This window comes from Olsenella sp. Marseille-QA0557 (assembly GCF_965119725.1).
In the GTDB taxonomy this organism is placed as follows: domain Bacteria; phylum Actinomycetota; class Coriobacteriia; order Coriobacteriales; family Atopobiaceae; genus Coprovicinus; species Coprovicinus avistercoris.
The window spans coordinates 1,127,168-1,144,557 of the sequence record NZ_CBCPMI010000001.1; the positions used below are offsets into that span (position 1 = coordinate 1,127,168).

Annotated in this window: 29 protein-coding genes; all 29 read left to right on the forward strand. The window is 52.8% G+C overall.

Translation table 11 applies throughout. The features are described from left to right. Positions 1 to 35: 35 nt before the first annotated feature. The 29 genes from rpsL to map all read left to right on the forward strand — a co-directional run bounded on the left by rpsL (position 36) and on the right by map (position 17,353). On the forward strand, positions 36 to 404 hold the full coding sequence (rpsL, locus tag ACQY6Y_RS05130; protein ID WP_428379232.1) for a 30S ribosomal protein S12: 369 nt from the start codon (positions 36 to 38) through the stop codon (positions 402 to 404). A gap of 50 nt (positions 405 to 454) precedes the next feature. Next, positions 455 to 925, forward strand: coding sequence for a 30S ribosomal protein S7 (rpsG, locus tag ACQY6Y_RS05135; protein ID WP_428379233.1), 471 nt, complete (start codon positions 455 to 457; stop codon positions 923 to 925). Positions 926 to 949: 24 nt separating this feature from the next. Beyond that, complete coding sequence (fusA, locus tag ACQY6Y_RS05140) at positions 950 to 3,046, forward strand: elongation factor G (RefSeq protein WP_428379234.1); 2,097 nt, start codon at positions 950 to 952, stop codon at positions 3,044 to 3,046. Between the two features lie 39 nt (positions 3,047 to 3,085). Next, positions 3,086 to 3,394 (forward strand): 30S ribosomal protein S10, encoded by a 309-nt coding sequence (gene rpsJ / locus ACQY6Y_RS05145; RefSeq protein WP_428379235.1) that lies wholly within the window; start codon positions 3,086 to 3,088, stop codon positions 3,392 to 3,394. A gap of 162 nt (positions 3,395 to 3,556) precedes the next feature. Then, a complete protein-coding gene (locus ACQY6Y_RS05150) occupies positions 3,557 to 4,765 on the forward strand; it encodes a MalY/PatB family protein (RefSeq protein WP_428379236.1) in 1,209 nt (402 codons plus the stop codon). Between the two features lie 173 nt (positions 4,766 to 4,938). Beyond that, the gene (locus ACQY6Y_RS05155) at positions 4,939 to 5,121 is read left to right on the forward strand and encodes a hypothetical protein (protein WP_428379237.1); all 183 of its coding nucleotides are present in this window, start codon (positions 4,939 to 4,941) and stop codon (positions 5,119 to 5,121) included. 2 nt (positions 5,122 to 5,123) lie between these two features. After that, positions 5,124 to 5,744, forward strand: a complete 621-nt coding sequence (gene rplC, locus ACQY6Y_RS05160; RefSeq protein WP_428379238.1) for a 50S ribosomal protein L3 — start codon at positions 5,124 to 5,126, stop codon at positions 5,742 to 5,744. Positions 5,745 to 5,796: 52 nt separating this feature from the next. Next, the gene (rplD, locus tag ACQY6Y_RS05165; protein WP_428379239.1) at positions 5,797 to 6,423 is read left to right on the forward strand and encodes a 50S ribosomal protein L4; all 627 of its coding nucleotides are present in this window, start codon (positions 5,797 to 5,799) and stop codon (positions 6,421 to 6,423) included. Beyond that, on the forward strand, positions 6,423 to 6,725 hold the full coding sequence (gene rplW / locus ACQY6Y_RS05170; protein ID WP_428379240.1) for a 50S ribosomal protein L23: 303 nt from the start codon (positions 6,423 to 6,425) through the stop codon (positions 6,723 to 6,725). The genes rplD and rplW overlap by 1 nt, the downstream gene beginning before the upstream one ends. A gap of 144 nt (positions 6,726 to 6,869) precedes the next feature. Further along, complete coding sequence (rplB, locus tag ACQY6Y_RS05175; RefSeq protein ID WP_428379241.1) at positions 6,870 to 7,703, forward strand: 50S ribosomal protein L2; 834 nt, start codon at positions 6,870 to 6,872, stop codon at positions 7,701 to 7,703. A gap of 32 nt (positions 7,704 to 7,735) precedes the next feature. After that, positions 7,736 to 7,993, forward strand: coding sequence for a 30S ribosomal protein S19 (gene rpsS / locus ACQY6Y_RS05180; RefSeq protein ID WP_428379242.1), 258 nt, complete (start codon positions 7,736 to 7,738; stop codon positions 7,991 to 7,993). Positions 7,994 to 8,005: 12 nt separating this feature from the next. Continuing rightward, positions 8,006 to 8,371: a 50S ribosomal protein L22 gene (gene rplV / locus ACQY6Y_RS05185; RefSeq protein ID WP_428379243.1), complete on the forward strand. Its 366-nt coding sequence runs from the start codon at positions 8,006 to 8,008 to the stop codon at positions 8,369 to 8,371. A gap of 7 nt (positions 8,372 to 8,378) precedes the next feature. After that, positions 8,379 to 9,086 (forward strand): 30S ribosomal protein S3, encoded by a 708-nt coding sequence (gene rpsC / locus ACQY6Y_RS05190; RefSeq protein WP_428379244.1) that lies wholly within the window; start codon positions 8,379 to 8,381, stop codon positions 9,084 to 9,086. Continuing rightward, positions 9,086 to 9,511 carry a 50S ribosomal protein L16 gene (rplP, locus tag ACQY6Y_RS05195; RefSeq protein ID WP_428379245.1) on the forward strand — a complete coding sequence of 142 codons (426 nt, stop codon included), beginning with the start codon at positions 9,086 to 9,088 and terminating at the stop codon, positions 9,509 to 9,511. The genes rpsC and rplP overlap by 1 nt, the downstream gene beginning before the upstream one ends. A 6-nt stretch (positions 9,512 to 9,517) precedes the next feature. Further along, complete coding sequence (gene rpmC / locus ACQY6Y_RS05200) at positions 9,518 to 9,733, forward strand: 50S ribosomal protein L29 (protein ID WP_428379246.1); 216 nt, start codon at positions 9,518 to 9,520, stop codon at positions 9,731 to 9,733. A 16-nt stretch (positions 9,734 to 9,749) separates the two neighbouring features. Further along, the gene (gene rpsQ / locus ACQY6Y_RS05205; RefSeq protein ID WP_428379247.1) at positions 9,750 to 10,016 is read left to right on the forward strand and encodes a 30S ribosomal protein S17; all 267 of its coding nucleotides are present in this window, start codon (positions 9,750 to 9,752) and stop codon (positions 10,014 to 10,016) included. Between the two features lie 79 nt (positions 10,017 to 10,095). Next, positions 10,096 to 10,464, forward strand: coding sequence for a 50S ribosomal protein L14 (rplN, locus tag ACQY6Y_RS05210; protein WP_428379248.1), 369 nt, complete (start codon positions 10,096 to 10,098; stop codon positions 10,462 to 10,464). Positions 10,465 to 10,480: 16 nt separating this feature from the next. Then, positions 10,481 to 10,807 carry a 50S ribosomal protein L24 gene (gene rplX, locus ACQY6Y_RS05215; RefSeq protein WP_428379249.1) on the forward strand — a complete coding sequence of 109 codons (327 nt, stop codon included), beginning with the start codon at positions 10,481 to 10,483 and terminating at the stop codon, positions 10,805 to 10,807. A 240-nt stretch (positions 10,808 to 11,047) separates the two neighbouring features. Beyond that, entirely contained in the window at positions 11,048 to 11,608 is a 561-nt protein-coding gene (gene rplE / locus ACQY6Y_RS05220; protein ID WP_428379250.1) for a 50S ribosomal protein L5, read from the forward strand. Between the two features lie 56 nt (positions 11,609 to 11,664). After that, positions 11,665 to 11,850: a type Z 30S ribosomal protein S14 gene (locus ACQY6Y_RS05225; RefSeq protein ID WP_428379251.1), complete on the forward strand. Its 186-nt coding sequence runs from the start codon at positions 11,665 to 11,667 to the stop codon at positions 11,848 to 11,850. 87 nt (positions 11,851 to 11,937) lie between these two features. After that, positions 11,938 to 12,336, forward strand: coding sequence for a 30S ribosomal protein S8 (gene rpsH / locus ACQY6Y_RS05230; protein WP_428379252.1), 399 nt, complete (start codon positions 11,938 to 11,940; stop codon positions 12,334 to 12,336). 28 nt (positions 12,337 to 12,364) lie between these two features. After that, complete coding sequence (rplF, locus tag ACQY6Y_RS05235; RefSeq protein ID WP_428379253.1) at positions 12,365 to 12,901, forward strand: 50S ribosomal protein L6; 537 nt, start codon at positions 12,365 to 12,367, stop codon at positions 12,899 to 12,901. Between the two features lie 61 nt (positions 12,902 to 12,962). Then, complete coding sequence (gene rplR / locus ACQY6Y_RS05240) at positions 12,963 to 13,331, forward strand: 50S ribosomal protein L18 (protein ID WP_428379254.1); 369 nt, start codon at positions 12,963 to 12,965, stop codon at positions 13,329 to 13,331. 13 nt (positions 13,332 to 13,344) lie between these two features. After that, on the forward strand, positions 13,345 to 13,869 hold the full coding sequence (gene rpsE / locus ACQY6Y_RS05245; RefSeq protein ID WP_428379255.1) for a 30S ribosomal protein S5: 525 nt from the start codon (positions 13,345 to 13,347) through the stop codon (positions 13,867 to 13,869). A 2-nt stretch (positions 13,870 to 13,871) separates the two neighbouring features. Continuing rightward, on the forward strand, positions 13,872 to 14,060 hold the full coding sequence (rpmD, locus tag ACQY6Y_RS05250) for a 50S ribosomal protein L30 (RefSeq protein ID WP_428379256.1): 189 nt from the start codon (positions 13,872 to 13,874) through the stop codon (positions 14,058 to 14,060). A 10-nt stretch (positions 14,061 to 14,070) separates the two neighbouring features. Beyond that, positions 14,071 to 14,520, forward strand: a complete 450-nt coding sequence (gene rplO, locus ACQY6Y_RS05255; protein WP_428379257.1) for a 50S ribosomal protein L15 — start codon at positions 14,071 to 14,073, stop codon at positions 14,518 to 14,520. Further along, positions 14,514 to 15,800, forward strand: coding sequence for a preprotein translocase subunit SecY (secY, locus tag ACQY6Y_RS05260; protein ID WP_428379258.1), 1,287 nt, complete (start codon positions 14,514 to 14,516; stop codon positions 15,798 to 15,800). Before rplO ends, secY begins: the two co-directional genes overlap by 7 nt. A 129-nt stretch (positions 15,801 to 15,929) precedes the next feature. Next, entirely contained in the window at positions 15,930 to 16,556 is a 627-nt protein-coding gene (locus ACQY6Y_RS05265; RefSeq protein ID WP_428379259.1) for an adenylate kinase, read from the forward strand. Next, positions 16,553 to 17,353 carry a type I methionyl aminopeptidase gene (gene map, locus ACQY6Y_RS05270; RefSeq protein ID WP_428379260.1) on the forward strand — a complete coding sequence of 267 codons (801 nt, stop codon included), beginning with the start codon at positions 16,553 to 16,555 and terminating at the stop codon, positions 17,351 to 17,353. Before ACQY6Y_RS05265 ends, map begins: the two co-directional genes overlap by 4 nt. Positions 17,354 to 17,390: the final 37 nt, after the last annotated feature.

The window sequence follows — 17,390 nt, forward strand, 5'->3', positions numbered from 1 at the left end:
TTAATTCATTCGGATAGGTATGAAGGAGAGAAGCTTTGCCTACCATTAACCAGCTCGTTCGCCAGGGACGTATGAGCGTCAAGGCCAAGTCCAAGAACGCTGCCCTTCAGCACAACCCACAGAAACGTGGCGTTTGCACTCGCGTTTTCACCACCACCCCCAAAAAGCCGAACTCAGCCCTTCGTAAGGTTGCTCGTGTTCGTCTTGTAAACGGCATCGAAGTTACCGCATATATCCCCGGTGAGGGTCACAACCTTCAGGAGCACTCGATTGTTCTTATTCGTGGTGGCCGTGTTCGTGACCTGCCAGGCGTTCGTTACAAGATTATTCGTGGTGCTTACGACTGCGCTGCAGTACAGAACCGTAAGCAGGGCCGTTCTCGTTACGGCGCTAAGCGCGGCTAAGAGCCCAACCACACACTCGAACGTTACCCAAGATCTGAGGAGACATAATCATGCCGCGTCGTACTAAGGTAGTCCGTCGTGAGGTTCAGCCTGATGCCGTCTACAACAACAGGCTCGTAACCCAGCTTATCAACAAGGTTCTGCTCGACGGCAAGAAGTCCGTTGCTGAGCGTATTGTTTACAACGCTTTTGATCTCGTTCATGAGAAGACCGAGCAGGATGCACTTTCTGTATTCAAGAAGGCTATGGACAATGTTCGTCCGACCCTCGAGGTAAAGCCCAAGCGTGTTGGTGGCGCAACCTATCAGGTTCCTATGGAGGTCAACTCCCGCCGTGCTACCACACTTGCAATCCGTTGGATTGTTAACTTCTCCCGTGCTCGTAAAGAGAAGACCATGGCTGAGCGTCTCGCCAACGAGATTATTGATGCATCCAATGGTGTTGGTGCTTCTGTTAAGCGCCGCGAGGATGTATTCAAGATGGCTGAGGCCAACCGCGCCTTCTCCCACTACCGCTTCTAATCAGGGGATCTGGAGAATATCGCCATGCCTAAGATGAAATACAAGCTCGAAGACCTTCGTAATATCGGCATTATGGCTCACATCGATGCTGGTAAGACGACAACGACCGAGCGTATCCTTTACTATACTGGTAAGACTCACAAGATCGGTGAGGTCCATGATGGCGCAGCTACCATGGACTGGATGGCTCAGGAGCAGGAGCGCGGCGTAACCATTACTTCCGCTGCTACTACATGCTTCTGGAAAGACCACGTCATCCAGATTATCGACACCCCGGGTCACGTAGACTTCACCTCAGAGGTCGAGCGCTGCCTTCGTGTTCTCGACGGTGCTGTAGCTGTTTTTGACGCCGTTGCTGGCGTTCAGCCCCAGTCCGAAACCGTTTGGCGTCAGGCTACCACCTATGGTGTCCCTCGTATTGCCTTCATCAACAAGTTTGACCGCGTAGGTTCTGACTTCTGGAATGCCATTGAGACCATGAAGGATCGTCTCGGTTCTAATGCAGTGGCAATCCAGGTTCCTATGGGCGAAGAGGATCACTTCTGGGGTCTTATCGACCTTGTCACCATGACTGCATGGGACTTCAAGGAAGATGCCAAGGGCATGATTTATCCCGAGGCTATGGACGCCATTCCTGATGAGTTTGCAGACATTGTTGCTGAGAAGCGCGAAGAGCTTCTTGACGCTGCTTCAAACTACTCTGATGAGCTCATGGAGACCATTCTTGAGGACGGCGAGGTTACCCCCGAGCTTCTCAAGAGCGCGATCCGTGCTGGTGTTCTCGCCAACGAGCTCAATCCTGTTCTTGTTGGTTCTGCTTATAAGAACAAGGGTATTCAGGAGCTGCTCGACGCAGTTATCGATTACCTGCCGAGCCCGCTTGATGTTGCTGAGATTGATGGCACCAACCTCAAGGGTGAGCCCGAGGTTCGTCATGCAGATCCCAAAGAGCCTTTCGCTGCTCTTGCCTTCAAGATCATGACTGACCCCTACGTCGGTAAGCTTACCTATATCCGTGTTTACTCTGGTCAGGCCGAGGCAGGCTCTTATGTCTACAACTCGGTTAAGGATCACCGTGAGCGTCTTGGCCGCATCCTCGAGATGAACGCCAATGAGCGTGTTGACCGTGATGAGTGCTCCGCTGGCGACATTGTTGCTTGCGTTGGTCTCAAGAACACCACCACCGGTGAGACCCTCTGCGATGAGAAGCACCCCATTATTCTCGAGTCCATCGAGTTCTCTGACCCCGTTATCTCTGTTGCTGTTGAGCCCAAGACGAAGGCTGAGCAGGACAAGATGAGCGTTGGTCTTGCAAAGCTTGCTGAAGAGGATCCGACCTTCCAGGTTCACACTGATCACGAGACTGGTCAGACCATTATTTCTGGTATGGGCGAGCTGCACCTCGAGATCATCGTTGACCGTCTGCGTCGTGAGTTCAAGGTTGACTGCAACGTCGGTAAGCCTCAGGTTGCTTATCGTGAGACTGCTGGTAAGCCCGTCTTGCATGCCGAGGGCAAGTTTGTTCGTCAGTCCGGTGGTCGCGGTCAGTATGGCCATGCTGTTATCGACATGGAGCCCAACGAGGAGGGCAAGGGTTACGAGTTCGAGAATGCCATCGTCGGCGGTGTCATTCCGAAAGAGTACATCCCCTCAATTGATAAGGGCATCCAGGAAGCCCTCGAGAGCGGTGTCATTGCTGGTTACCCAGTCGTAGACATCAAGGTTAAGCTCATCGATGGCTCTTATCACGAGGTTGACTCCTCTGAGGCTGCCTTCAAGATTGCTGGCTCTATGGCAATCAAGGACGCCCTGAAGAAGTCCGATCCAGTTCTCCTCGAGCCGATCGAAGAGGTTGAGGTTGAAACGCCTGAGCAGTACATGGGCGATGTTATGGGCAACCTCTCCAGCCGTCGCGGCAAGATCGAGGGCATGGAGGATCGCCGTGACACCAAGGTTATTCGTGCCAAGGTGCCACTGGGCGAGATGTTCGGTTATGCAACCGATCTTCGCTCCCAGACTCAGGGTCGTGCTAGCTACACCATGCAGTTCGACTCCTACGAGGCTGTTCCAAAGAACATCCGCGATGAAATTGTCGCAAAGAACGAGGGAAGCGCTTCCTAAGTCAACGATCACGAGCCCAAGCTCATTTGGAGGTATAAAGTGTCAAGCCAGAAGATCAGGATTCGCCTCAAGGGCTACGATCACGAGATCGTTGATCAGTCCTCGAAGCTCATTGTTGATACTGCTCAGAAGACGGGCGCCCGTGTTTCCGGCCCCATTCCTCTGCCGACTGAGCGTAATCTTTACACGGTTATCCGCTCTCCGCACAAGGATAAGGATTCCCGTGAGCAGTTCGAGATGCGCACTCACAAGCGTCTTATCGACATTCTTGATCCCACTTCAAGCACGGTCGATTCGCTGATGCGTCTTGATTTGCCTGCCGGCGTGGATATTGAGATCAAGCTCTAGTCTTACGTAGCTTTAACGTAACAACCCCCAACCCACAAGGATTACGATTCTTGCAGTGGGTTGGGGGTTATTTTGTTTGAAGACGATTGTCTGGGTGATCCATACGGTAAAGTGAATTGCGAGTAACTACGAATGCGTTTGAGCAAGCGAAAAGAGATTGCTATGAAATACGATTTCACAACCATTATGGATCGCCATGGACAGGATGCCATGGCTGTTGATGCCCTAGGAACACCCGGGGTCCCCGGTGCACCCAAAGAAGGGTTTGATGCAATCCCGATGTGGGTTGCAGACATGAATTTCCCTGTATGTCCTTCAATTATTGAGGCAATCTCAGCGCGACTTGCTCAGCCGCATTTTGGCTATTTCTACGATCGACCTGAGTATTTTGATGCCATTATCTCCTGGCATGAAAAGCGCAATGGTGTATCAGGACTCGAGCGAAAGCATATTGGTTACGAAAACGGTGTACTTGGTGGGCTTGTATCAACTCTTCAAGCATTCGCTCGACCAGGAGATACGGTTTTAGTACATAGTCCAACGTATATTGGCTTTACCAGCAGTATTGAGAATGCTGGGTATCGTATTGAACTTTCCCCACTCATCCGCGATGAGCAGGGAGTGTGGCGTATGGATTATGAAGATATGGCTCGACGTCTGCGTGAACATCACATTCATGTCGCCGTCTTTTGTTCGCCACACAATCCGCTTGGACGCGTATGGCAGCGCGAAGAAATTGAGAAGGCTATGGAGGTGTATGCAGCACACGATTGTGTTGTCATCTCCGATGAGATTTGGAGTGACATCATTCTTCCAGGTCACAAACATGTTCCTACACAGTCGGTCTCAGAAGATGCACGTCGCCGTACAGTAGCGCTCTACGCTCCATCAAAAACATTCAATTTAGCTGGACTCGTGGGTAGCTACCACATTATTTACGATGACTATCTGCGTGAACGTGTACTCAGCGCTTCATCGAAGGCTCACTATAACGAAATGAATGTCCTCTCTATGCATGCATTGATGGGAGCATATACCTCAGAGGGCATGCAGTGGGTAGACGAGTTGATAGAGGTTCTCGGTGACAATGTGGACTGGGCATACAAACACATAACCGAGAACTACAAGGGCATCCATGTAGATAAGCCAGAAGGTACCTACATGCTCTTCCTGGATTGTTCTGAGTGGTGCGCACAAAACAATACAACGCTAGATGATCTGCTTCGCGCTGGATGGGATGTGGGTGTTGCATGGCAAGACGGCAGGCCATTCCATGGCCCATGTCATATTCGCGTAAACCTTGCTTTGCCGCATGCTCGCGTGCAAGAGGCGTTTGGAAGACTCGATCGGTATGTGTTTTCTGTGGCATAGCACTACAGGCGGTGTCGAAATACGTGAATTGCCAAACTGATAAGTAACTACCGAAACGCCCGGCCCGGTGGAATATGGATGTGCAGTTCAGAGCTACAAAATAATTTGCGAAGACATTGTGAAAGCCGCTCAGGACGTGTACACTGATACGGCTGCGCTTTTGTGGGACAAGTGTGTCTCAGCAGAGTGATTGGCCAAGAAATATCGGTCGGAATCTCGGTCAGGCTGGCTATTTCACAAGGTCAAACGCTTCGTTTGAAGAGCATTTCTCACAAGCAGCAAAGACAAGACGTGGTCCGCTGGGGAAGGCACAGGGTGTGTCTGAGAGTCCCATGACCACCGAGGGTAAGGAATAGGAATGGTCAGCACGATTCTTGGCCGCAAGATCGGGATGACACAGGTGTGGGATGAGGACGACAACGTCGTTCCAGTCACCGTCATCCAGGCAGGCCCCTGCGTTGTTTCGCAGGTAAAGACGAAGGCGACTGACGGCTATGACGCCGTACAGATCGGCTTCGGCAGTGTTTCCGCCAAGCATGTCAACAAGCCAATGGCTGGTCACTTTTCTCGTGCCGGCGTTGAGCCCATGCGCTATCTGCGCGAGGTTCGTGTCGAGAACGGTGAAGAGCACAACTGTGGCGATGTTGTAACCGTGGCGGATTTTGCCGACGTGAAGAGCGTTGACGTCACCGGCACTTCTAAGGGTAAGGGCTTCCAGGGCACCATTAAGCGTTGGAACTTCTCACGCGGCCCCATGACCCACGGTTCTCGTAACCAGCGCAAGCCGGGTTCCATTGGCCAGTGTGCATATCCTGCACGCGTCCGTAAGGGCCTGCACATGGCTGGTCATATGGGCAACGAGCGCGTAACGGTGAAAAACCTCAAGCTCATTCAGGTCGATGCCGAGCAGAACCTCATGCTTATCAAGGGTGCGGTTCCCGGTGGCAAGAACGGCATCGTCTCGATCCGCATGGCCTAAGGGCCCAGATCAATCCACTCGATCAAGCTTTTAGGCTAACAAGGAGAACATGATGTCCAAGATCGAAATCAGGAACACGAAGGGGGAGCAGCTCGACGCTGTTGAGTTCTCGTCCGACGTTTTCGGCATTGAGCCGAACATCCCTGTAACGCATCAGGTTATTGTCTGCCAGGCATCCAATATGCGTCAGGGTACACACTCAACTAAGAACCGCTCTGCTGTCTCTGGTGGCGGCAAGAAGCCGTGGCGCCAGAAGGGCACTGGTCGTGCTCGTCAGGGCACCATCCGCGCTCCGCAGTGGACTGGCGGTGGCGTGGTCTTTGGACCTAATCCGCACCTGCACCTTAAGCGTACCAACAGCAAGGAAGTTAAGCTTGCTATGCGTTCGGTGCTGTCTGGCAAGCTCCGTGACTCCGAGCTCGTTGTTGTCGATGCCTATGATTTTGAGGATCCTTCAACCAAGCAGGCCAAGGCCATGCTTGAGGCTCTCGGCGTTGCAGGTAAGCGCGTCACCGTTGTGATTGGCGACGATGATGTTGTGGCCTATCTCTCTCTTCGCAATCTGGAGAAGGTTTCCGTCATCACCGCGTCTGAAGCCACAGCCGGCACCCTCATCGATAACGCTGCCCTTGTTATGAGCGTTGAGGTAGCTAAGCAGCTTGAGGAGGCGCTCCAGTAATGAACTCCGTCTACAACGTCATTATTCGCCCGGTTGTTACCGAGCGTTCGTTCGACCTTATGGGTCAGAACAAGTACACCTTCGAGGTTGCCCGTGAGGCTCCCAAGGAGGAGATTGCCGACGCGGTGGAGAAGCTCTTTAATGTCCGCGTTCTTAAGGTAAACACCATGTGGGTTAAGCCCAAGAACAAGCGTGTTCGCTATGCAATGGGCAAGACTCGCACATGGAAGAAGGCTGTCGTTACGCTTGCTCCTGGCGACTCAATTGAGATCTTCGGGAACCAGCAGAGCGCTGAGGCCTAAGTAATATCCCGCGTTATAAGACGCGGGAACACTTTCGCGCATAAATAGATACGCGCGGAACCGTGGTAATCCGGTGTCACTTCGCCGAGACAAACGTCTCCATCCCTGAACGAAGTGGCCAACGGACAAGAAGGGAATTTTGTAATGGGAGTTAAGCACCTTAAGCCTACGAGTGCAGGCCGTCGCTTTCAGACCATCTCAGACTTCTCTGAGATTACGACGACTAAGCCCGAGAAGTCGCTTCTCGAGCCTCTGCCCAAGAAGGCTGGCCGTAATAACAACGGTCGCGTAACAACTCGCCACCAGGGCGGCGGTCACAAGCGCATGTATCGTGTGATCGACTTCAAGCGTCGTAAGGATGGTGTACCTGCAAAGGTTGCAACCATCGAGTACGATCCGAACCGCTCTGCACGCATCGCTCTGCTTCACTATGTAGATGGTGCCAAGGCCTACATTCTGGCTCCTAAGGGCCTGAAGGTCGGCGATGTTGTTGAGTCCGGCCCCGATGCAGACATCAAGCCGGGCAACTGCTTGCCGCTTGCCAACATTCCTGTTGGTACGCTTGTTCACGCTATTGAGTTCCAGCCTGGTCGCGGTGCCGCAATCGCCCGCTCCGCTGGTACATCTGTTCAGCTGATGGGTAAGGACAATGGTTACGCAGTTCTGCGTATGCCGTCCTCCGAGCTCCGTCGTGTTCAGCTCACCTGCCGTGCAACCGTTGGTGAGGTCGGCAATGCCGATCATTCCAACATCACCATTGGTAAAGCTGGCCGCAGCCGCTGGCAGGGCATTCGTCCGACGGTCCGTGGTACGGTCATGAACCCTGTCGACCACCCACATGGTGGTGGCGAGGGCAAGAACCACACCTCCGGTCGTCCTTCGGTTTCTCCGTGGGGCAAGCCCTCTAAGGGTGCTAAGACGCGTGATCCGAAGAAGGCTTCGAACCGTCTTATTATCCGTCGCCGTAAGTCTAAGTAGCGTTAAGACACGATCAGTAGGAGATTGCAAGCATGAGCAGAAGTCTCAAAAAGGGACCGTTCGTGGAGACTCGCCTTCTCGCGCGTGTCACCGCTCAGAACGAGTCTGGCAAGAAAGAAGTTATCAAGACTTGGTCACGTGCTTCTACCATCTTCCCCGAGATGGTTGGACACACCATCGCTGTTCACGATGGTCGCAAGCACGTTCCTGTGTACATTACCGAGTCCATGGTCGGCCACAAGCTGGGCGAATTTGCGCCCACCCGCACGTTCCGCGGACATAAGCAGTAAGGGAGGTCAGCAATGGCTCGTACCAACGCCGCCTCCAACGAGGTCCGCGCTACCGCAAAGTATGTCCGGGTTGCCCCTCGTAAGGCTCGCCTGGTCATCGATACTATCCGTAACAAGAGTGTTGACCGCGCATTTGAAACACTGCAGTTTACGCAGCGTGCTGTCGCTGTTGACATTGAGAAAGTTCTTCGTTCTGCTGTCGCAAACGCTGTAAACAACAGCGGTCTGCGTCGCGACGATCTCTACGTTAAGTATGCCTACGTAGATGAGGGCCCAACCCTTAAGCGCATTCGTCCGCGCGCCAAGGGCTCTGCTTCACGTATCAACAAGCGTATGAGTCACATCACCGTCATTGTCGCTCCGCGAAAGGAGGCGTAGGGAAAGCATGGGCCAGAAAGTTCAGCCTACCGGCTTCCGTCTCGGAATCACCGAGAACTGGCGTTCCCGTTGGTACGCCGAGAAGGACTACGCTAAGACTGTCGGCAACGATCTTGCGATCCGTAAGTTCCTTGCTAAGCGTCTTGAGCGCGCCGCGCTCTCCCATGTGGAGATTGAGCGTGCCGGCGAAAAGGTGAAGGTTTCTATCTACACCGCTCGCCCCGGCATTGTTATTGGTAAGAAGGGTTCCGAGATCGACGCCCTTCGTCGCGATCTTGAGAAGATCGCTCAGGTTGGCAAGGGTCAGGTAACCGTCGATGTTATCGAGGTTAAGCGTCCTGAGCTCGATGCTAACCTGGTTGCAAAGAGCGTTGCTGAGCAGCTTGAGCAGCGTATTGCCTTCCGTCGTGCTATGCGTAGGGCAGTTCAGTCTGCACGCAAGGCTGGCGCTAAGGGCATTCGTATTCAGTGCTCTGGTCGTCTTGGTGGCGCCGAAATGGGTCGCCGTGAGTGGTATCGCGAGGGTCGTGTGCCTCTGCACACCCTCCGTGCTCGTATTGATTACGGTGAGGCAACTGCTCACACCACCATGGGCGCCTGTGGTATTAAGACTTGGATTTATTACGGCGAGCAGCTTCCCGGCCAGCCTGCGTCGAATCCGGCGCTTGAGGGCTCCAGCCGTCCCCGCCGTCGCAGCGAGAGGAGGGGCAACTAATGCTGGCTCCTAAGCGCGTTCTTCACCGTAAGGTTCAGCGTGGCTCCATGAAGGGTCATGCAAAGGGTGGCACCACCCTGCATTTTGGTGAATATGGTATTCAGGCTCTCGAGGCTCACTGGATCACTAACCGCCAGATCGAGGCTGCTCGTATTGCCATGACCCGCTATATGAAGCGTGGCGGTAAGGTCTGGATCACCATCTTCCCCGATAAGCCCATCACCAAGAAGCCGGCAGAGACCCGCATGGGTTCCGGTAAGGGCAATCCCGAAGAGTGGGTGGCCGTTGTAAAGCCTGGCCGCGTTATGTTTGAGATTGCTGGTGTGTCTGAGGAAGTTGCACGTGAGGCTCTGCGTCTTGCATCGCACAAGCTTCCTATCAAGACCAAGATCATTACCCGCGCCGACCAGGACGGGGAGGACTAGAGAACGATGAAGGCATCTGAGATTCGCGAGCTTTCTGACGCCGACCTCGCTCAAAAGCTCGAGGACGGTCGTGCAGAGCTCTTTAACCTGCGCTTCCAGATGGCTACCAGCCAGCTGGATAACACTGCGCGCGTCTCTACCGTCAAGCATGAGATTGCACGGATTCTGACTGAGATTCGCGCCCGTCAGATTGCGGCCGAGAAGACCGCTACCGAGAACTAGAACGCAGGAGATTGCAATGAGCGATACCGAAATTAGGAATAGGCGTAAGGTCCGTACCGGAATCGTTACGGCCATCTCCGGCGAGAAGACCGTTACCGTCACCGTCTCCGAGCGCAAGTCACATCCCAAGTACGGCAAGATGATGACGACCACAAAGAAGCTCCACTGCCACGACGAGGAGTCTGTGGCTGGTCTTGGTGACACTGTCCGTGTTATGGAGACTCGTCCCCTCTCCAAGACAAAGCGTTGGCGCGTCACGGAGATCGTCGAGAAGGCCAAGTAGCGCGATCGTAAGCTAAAGCTCCATGCCATGTGCGTCGCACGATGGACGCACCTCTGGCAGGATGAGTTCGGAGGATTCGATGATTCAGCAGGAGACTATGCTCAACGTCGCCGACAACTCTGGCGCGCGACGTGTGAAGTGCATTAAGGTCCTGGGCGGCTCGAAGCGTCGTTATGCCCACATTGGCGACGTTATCATTGGTGCCGTACAGGAAGCCACCCCTGGTGGCAACGTTAAAAAGGGCGACATCTGCCGTTGCGTTATCGTGCGTACCGTCAAAGAGACTCGTCGCACCGATGGCAGCTACATCCGCTTCGACCAGAACGCATGCGTCCTGATCAACAAGGACGGCTCGCCTGTGGGTACGCGTATCTTCGGGCCTGTTGCCCGTGAGCTGCGCGACCGCAAGTACATGAAGATCGTCTCGCTCGCACCCGAGACGCTGTAGGCAAGGAGCGGATCGCATGCCCAAGATGAACATTAGGAAGGACGACCTCGTAGAGGTTATCTCCGGCAAGGATAAGGGCAAGCGCGGCAAGGTTCTGCGTGCTCTTCCTTTCGAAGGCAAGGTTGTCGTGGAGGGTGTCGCCATCGTGAAGAAGGCTGTTCGCCCGAACCCCAACAACCAGTCCGGCGGCATTGTTTCTCAGGAAGCCGCCATTGACGTTTCTAACGTCATGCTTGTTTGCCCCAAGTGTGATGCTCCTGTTCGCGTTTCCCGTGAGCAGGGTGAGCTTGACGGCAACCGCAGGCTTATTCGTGTCTGCAAGAAGTGCGGCGAGCGCTTCTAATTACAGCTTCGAATAGCATGTCTTAAAGCCCGGTTCTGATATCAGAGCCGGGCTTTCTTTAAATGTGCATAAATGGTGCGCATAAACTAATGGTTTCCTTTTTAGAACAAAAGGCATAATATGTTCATTTGTGTCCGTAGACAGGATATTTATGTCTCGGATAGAGATGATGGCTCCTGGATATCCAGGAGGTACGAGGTTGGAACCCCGTGCTGAGAACCCCAAGAGTGAGGAGTTTGCATGTCAGAGGAGAAGTACATTCCCCGTCTGAAGGAGCAGTATTACGCCACCGTGCGCGATGCACTCCAGAAGCAGTTCAACTACGCCAACGTTCACCAGATTCCTAAGATCGAGAAGATCGTTGTGAACATGGGTGTTGGTGAGGCTGCTACCGATTCTAAAGCTATCGATGGCGCTGTTGCCGATCTTCGTGCTATCACTGGCCAGCAGCCAATGATTACGCACGCCCGTAAGTCTATTGCTACTTTCCACCTTCGTGCTGGTATGCCTATTGGCGCTAAGGTTACTCTTCGTGGCGATCGTATGTGGGAGTTCCTTGATCGCCTTATTGCAATTGCTATCCCACGTATTCGCGACTTCCGTGGTATCTCTGCTAAGAGCTTCGATGGTCGTGGCAACTTCTCAATGGGTGTAACTGAGCAGATTATCTTCCCTGAGATTGACTACGATAAGGTCGACCGTACTCGCGGTATGGATATCACCATTGTTACTACCGCTACTACCGACGAAGAGGGCAAGGCACTTCTCGATGCCTTCCACTTCCCGTTTAAGCAGAACTAAAGTTGGTTTTAAGCGCTTCGAAACGAGGCTTCGAAGCGTATTTAGAAGGAGGATTCGTGGCTAAGACATCGATGATCGTCAAGGCTTTGCGCGAGCCGAAGTTCTCTACGCGTAAGCAGAACCGTTGCCAGCGTTGTGGTCGTCCCCACTCCGTGTATCGCAAGTTCGGTCTCTGCCGTGTATGCTTCCGCGAGCTGGCAAGCAAAGGCGAGCTTCCTGGCGTCCGTAAGGCAAGCTGGTAAAACTGGAAGCAATCGCGACCAGGCGACGCTGCTAAGGGTGGCGGCGAACCGGCGCGAATATTCATCTCTAACGAAGGAGAAAACCACATGAACGTCACCGACCCAATCGCGGATATGCTGACGCGCATTCGCAATGCTAATTCCGCGAATAAGCCAACGGTCTCGATGCCGTCAAGCAAGGTGCTTGTCGAGATCGCTCGCGTGATCTTTGAGGAGGGTTACATCGAGGGCTACGTCGTTGAGGACACAAAGCCCCAGAAGACCCTCGTAATTACTCTGAAGTATGGCCCTCGTCGTTCCAAGACGATTCGCGGTATTCGTCGCGTTTCTAAGCCGGGTCTTCGTATTTATTCTGCGGCTAAGGATCTTCCGCGTGTTCACGGTGGCCTTGGTACCGCTGTTATTTCAACCTCTAAGGGCATGATGTGCGACCGCGACGCCCGTCAGCTTGGTGTCGGCGGCGAAGTCATCGCCTATATCTGGTAATTCTCGGCAGGAATTGAAAGGAGACACCGTGTCTCGTATCGGCAAAAAGCCTGTCCAGATTCCCGCTGGGGTCACTGTGACGGTTAATGGCACTAATGTTCACGTCAAGGGTTCCAAGGGCGAGCTTGAGCGTTCGTTCTCTGAGCTTCTTGAGATTGTTGTAGAGGGCGAGGAGATCCTCGTTAAGCGTGTTGACGATTCTAAGGAATCCAATGCACAGCAGGGACTTACCCGCACCCTCATTCATAACATGGTTATCGGCGTATCTGAGGGCTTTGAGAAGAAGCTTGAGCTTGCAGGCGTTGGCTATCGTGCTGCCCTGAAGGGCAAGGACCTCGAGCTTTCTCTTGGTTATTCTCATCCAGTTCCTTACGCTGCATCTGAGGGCATTACTTTTGAGGTGCCCGACAATACCCACATTACTGTCAAGGGTATTTCTAAGGAACGTGTTGGTCAGGTAGCAGCTGAGATTCGTGCGAAGCGTCCGCCTGAGCCTTACAAGGGTAAGGGTATTCACTACGAAGGCGAGCACATTCGTAGGAAGCTCGGCAAGGCTGCTAAGTAATCAGACACGCATTAGGTAAAGTCCGTCACCCCGTCAGGTGGCGGCGTGAGAAGGAGTGGCAATGGACAAGCAGAAGGCAAAGAAGCTTGGTCTCGAGCGCCGCAAGCGTCGCGTTCGCGCGAAGGTGAGTGGTACCCCCGAGCGTCCCCGCCTCAGCGTGCACCGTACAAATGCACACATTTACGCACAGGTGATCAACGATGTAGATGCCGCAACGATTTGCTCTGCTTCTACCTTGGATCCCGAGTTCCGTGCAACCGGCAAGCTTGGTTCCAACAAAGAGGCTGCAGAGTTCGTAGGTGAGCTTGTTGCTCGCCGTGCACTCGAGAAGGGCATTGATACGGTTGTATTCGACCGTAGCGGTCGTCTGTATCATGGCCGCGTTAAGGCTCTCGCTGATGGCGCCCGCAACGCGGGCCTGAAGTTCTAGGAGGTTTCAAACAATGGCTCGTGATCGCAAGCGCCAGCAAGAATCCGATCTCCAGGAGCGTGTCGTTTTTATCCGTCGCGTCTCTAAGACAGTTAAGGGCGGACGTCGTATGTCTCTCGTCGCCCTCGTAGTTGTTGGCGATGGTAAGGGTAATGTCGGACTTGGTTCCGGTCGCTCTGCTGAAGTGCCTCTGGCAATTCAGAAAGCCGTCGATGACGCTAAGAAGAATATGTTTAAGGTTCCCGTAACAGAGTCTGGTTCGGTGCCTCACGCTGTTGAGGGTCACTATGGTGCCGGCCGTGTTCTTATTAAGCCGGCTATTGAAGGTACTGGCGTTATCGCCGGTGGCCCGGTTCGTCCTCTGTTCGAGCTCGCTGGTATTACCAATGTTCTCGCGAACTCGCTTGGCACCGATAACGCTCTGAACATGATTAAGGCTGCCGCCGAGGGTCTCAAGCAACTCGAGAGCCCTGAGCAGGTTGCTGAGCGTCGCGGCATGAACGTTGCCGAGATGTTCGTTGGGAAGAAGGAGAACTAGAAATGGCAGACAAGAAGCTCAAGGTTAAGCTGGTTCGCAGCGCCGTGTGCTCCGTCAAGAAGGATCAGACGGCAACTTGCCGAGCCATGGGCCTTCGCAAGATTGGCGACTGTGTCGAACTTCCCGACAACCCGAGCGTCCGAGGCATGATCTTCAAGGTCAAGCACCTCGTGGCGGTAGAAGAGAACTAGGAGTCATCTAATGCAGCTCAATGATCTCCGTCCTGCTCCCGGCTCTAAGAAGTCGCGTAAGCGTATCGGACGCGGCAACTCTTCTGGTTATGGTACGACAGCTGGTCGTGGCCAGAATGGTCAGCTTTCTCGTTCCGGCGGCGGAAAGGGCGCTGGTTTCGAGGGTGGTCAGCAGCCGCTGGCTATGCGCCTTCCTAAGCTCCCCGGTTTCCGTAACATCAACCGTGTAGAGTATGCCCCTGTAAATGTTTCTCGACTCGATGGTCTTTTCGCTGATGACGATGTCGTCGATGCCGAGACTCTTGTTGCCAAGGGCGTTATTAAGTCAGCTCTGACACCCGTTAAGGTTCTTGGTGACGGTGAAATCACAAAGAAGCTTACTGTTCGTGTCGATAAGGTTTCCGCTTCGGCACAGGCTAAGATCGAGGCGGCCGGAGGAAAGGTCGAGCTTCCGTGCTAAAGGGTATTGTCAACGCATTCCGTATTAAGGAGCTGCGCGACAAGATCCTGCTGACACTAGGCATTCTATTGTTGTACCGTCTTGGTGCACATGTGCCAGTTTCGGGCATCCCCTTTGAGGGGATGCTCGCGGCATATCAGAGCGCCTCAGCAAATGCAGGGTTTATCTCGGTGCTTGACCTGTTTTCTGGTGGCGCTTTGTCGCGTGTCTCGGTATTTTGTTTGGGAATAATGCCCTACATCACTTCGCAGATCATTATGCAAATGATGCAGGCAGTTATTCCATCACTGGCAGACCTTGCCCAAGAAGGGGAGGCTGGCCAGCGTCGCCTTACGCAGTACACGCGCTACCTTACTATTGTGCTGGCTACCATCAGCGCAATTGGTTATCTCTTCCTCTTTACGAGCCCTACGTTTGGCATTAGCTTTGCCAATTGCGGTGTTCCCGAGATCCTCATGGATATTGTTATCGTTGTAACTATGGTTACCGGTGCAGTTCTTATCATGTGGCTCGGAGAGGTTATTACTCAGCGTGGTGTAGGCAATGGCATGTCTCTCATCATTTTTGCTAACATTCTGAGTGGTCTTCCCTCAGCTTTGCATACCACCATTGCATCTTCCGACATGGGCTGGGTCATGGCGCTTGTTACCATCTTGGTAATCTGCCTCGTCATCCCGTTCATTGTTTATATTGAGCGTGGCCAGCGTAGGATCCCCGTTCAGTATGCTAAGCGTGTTGTAGGACGCAAGATGATGGGTGGACAGTCTACTTATTTGCCCATCAAAGTTAACACCGCCGGTGTTGTTCCAATTATCTTTGCATCCGCAATCCTGTATTTGCCTGCACAGCTCGCCGTGTTTTTCCCGAGTGTTGGTTGGATAAATGCAATTGCAACCGCAATGTCTACTGGTTGGGTTAACTGGCTTCTTTCTATTCTGCTGATTGTCTTCTTTGCGTATTTCTACACCGCTATGGTCTTTAATCCCGATGAGACCGCTGACAATCTTCGTAAGCAGGGTGGCTTTATTCCAGGTGTCCGTCCTGGATCTGCAACTGCAGCCTATATCAAGGGTGTGCTCAATCACATCACACTGCCTGGTGCAATCTTTATGGCAGTTATTGCCATTGTGCCTTCAATTATCTTTGCTTTCACAGCAAACGATCTGATGAGAGCTCTCGGTGGTACCTCGGTACTCATTATGGTGAGCGTCGCAATGGACACCATCTCTCAACTTGAAAGCCAGTTGAAGATGCACAACTACGATGGCTTCTTTAAATAGAGGGTCGAACTAGGCAAATGTACCCGGTCGAGTAGCTGATTAAATCGGTTGCCGACCGGGTTTTTTCTTAGAATAGAAATTGCGGTACTTTTAAAAGGCTGCATATTACATCTATAGGGGAGGCAACAAATGAACATCGTGCTGCTTGGCGCTCCAGGCGCTGGTAAGGGGACGCAGGCGCAAAAACTCGTTGCAGAATATGGAGTAGCTCACATTTCTACTGGCGATCTTTTGCGAGCTGCTGTTAAGGCCCAGAGTGAATTAGGCAAGCAGGCAAAATCGTATATGGATTCTGGTTCTTTAGTTCCAGATGAACTTGTTATTGCCCTCGTAAAAGAACGTCTTGAGTCCGATGATGCACAACGTGGATTTATTCTTGATGGCTTCCCTCGCAATACGTCTCAGGCTGTTTCTTTGGATTCTGCACTCGCTGCAATGGATATGTCACTTGACGCTGCTCTCCTTGTTGATGTTGAGCCAAGTGTTATTGTTGACCGCTTGAGTGCTCGTCGTACATGCCGTAGTTGCGGCTACACCGGCACAAAAGACGATGAGAAGTGCCCGCGCTGCAACGGAGAGATGTATCAGCGCGATGATGATAAACCAGAGACAATTCAGCATCGCCTTGATGTATACGAAAATCAAACTGCACCACTCGTGGAGTATTACCGTGGGCACGGAATTCTGAAAGCCGTTGACGGGGACCGTCCGGTTGATGAAGTGTATGCCGATGTGAAGGAAATGCTCGGTCTATGATAAAAATTAAAACCCCAGCTGATATAGAAGAAATGAGCAAAGCTGGAGCTCTTTCCAAGATGGCTCTAAGGCGCGTAGGTGAGCTCATTCGGCCAGGGATAAGTACCTTAGAACTTGATCATGCTGCAGAAGGCCTTATTCGTGCTCATGGTGCAAAACCAGCATTTAAGGGTTATGAGGGTTTTCCCGCAAGTATTTGTTCCAGCATCAACGATCAAGTTGTCCACGGTATTCCTTCTCCCGATGTACATCTTGAAGATGGAGATATTGTCTCCATAGATACTGGCGCCGTTTTAGGCGGATGGGTTGGAGACAACGCGTGGACGTTCTTTTGTGGAGAGCCTTCGCGTGAAGCTCGCACTCTCTGCGAAATTGGCAGGGATTGTTTGAAAGCCGGTATTGCGCAGGCTCTTCCAGGTAACCATATGGGCGATATTGGTTATGCGGTACAGCGTATGGCTGAGCGCCATGGCTTTAGTGTTGTTCGCGACTTTGTTGGACATGGTGTAGGCCGCGATATGCATGAAGAACCAAACGTGCCAAACTTTGGAAAGCGTGGCAGGGGCGTTAAACTGCAGGTTGGCATGGTAATTGCTATCGAGCCGATGATCACTGCGGGAACACACAAAGTATCTGTAGAGCGTAACGGTTGGACGGTTGTTACGCGAGACGGTTCTTTAGCCTGCCATTTCGAAAATACCGTTGCAATTACATCGGATGGCCCGCGTATTCTTACAACTGATGCAATCGGGCCTTGGTGTGAACTTGAAGGCGGCGTACATGGTCAAGCAGAATGATGTGGTCAATTCGTGCGACCATGGACTAATGCTTGCG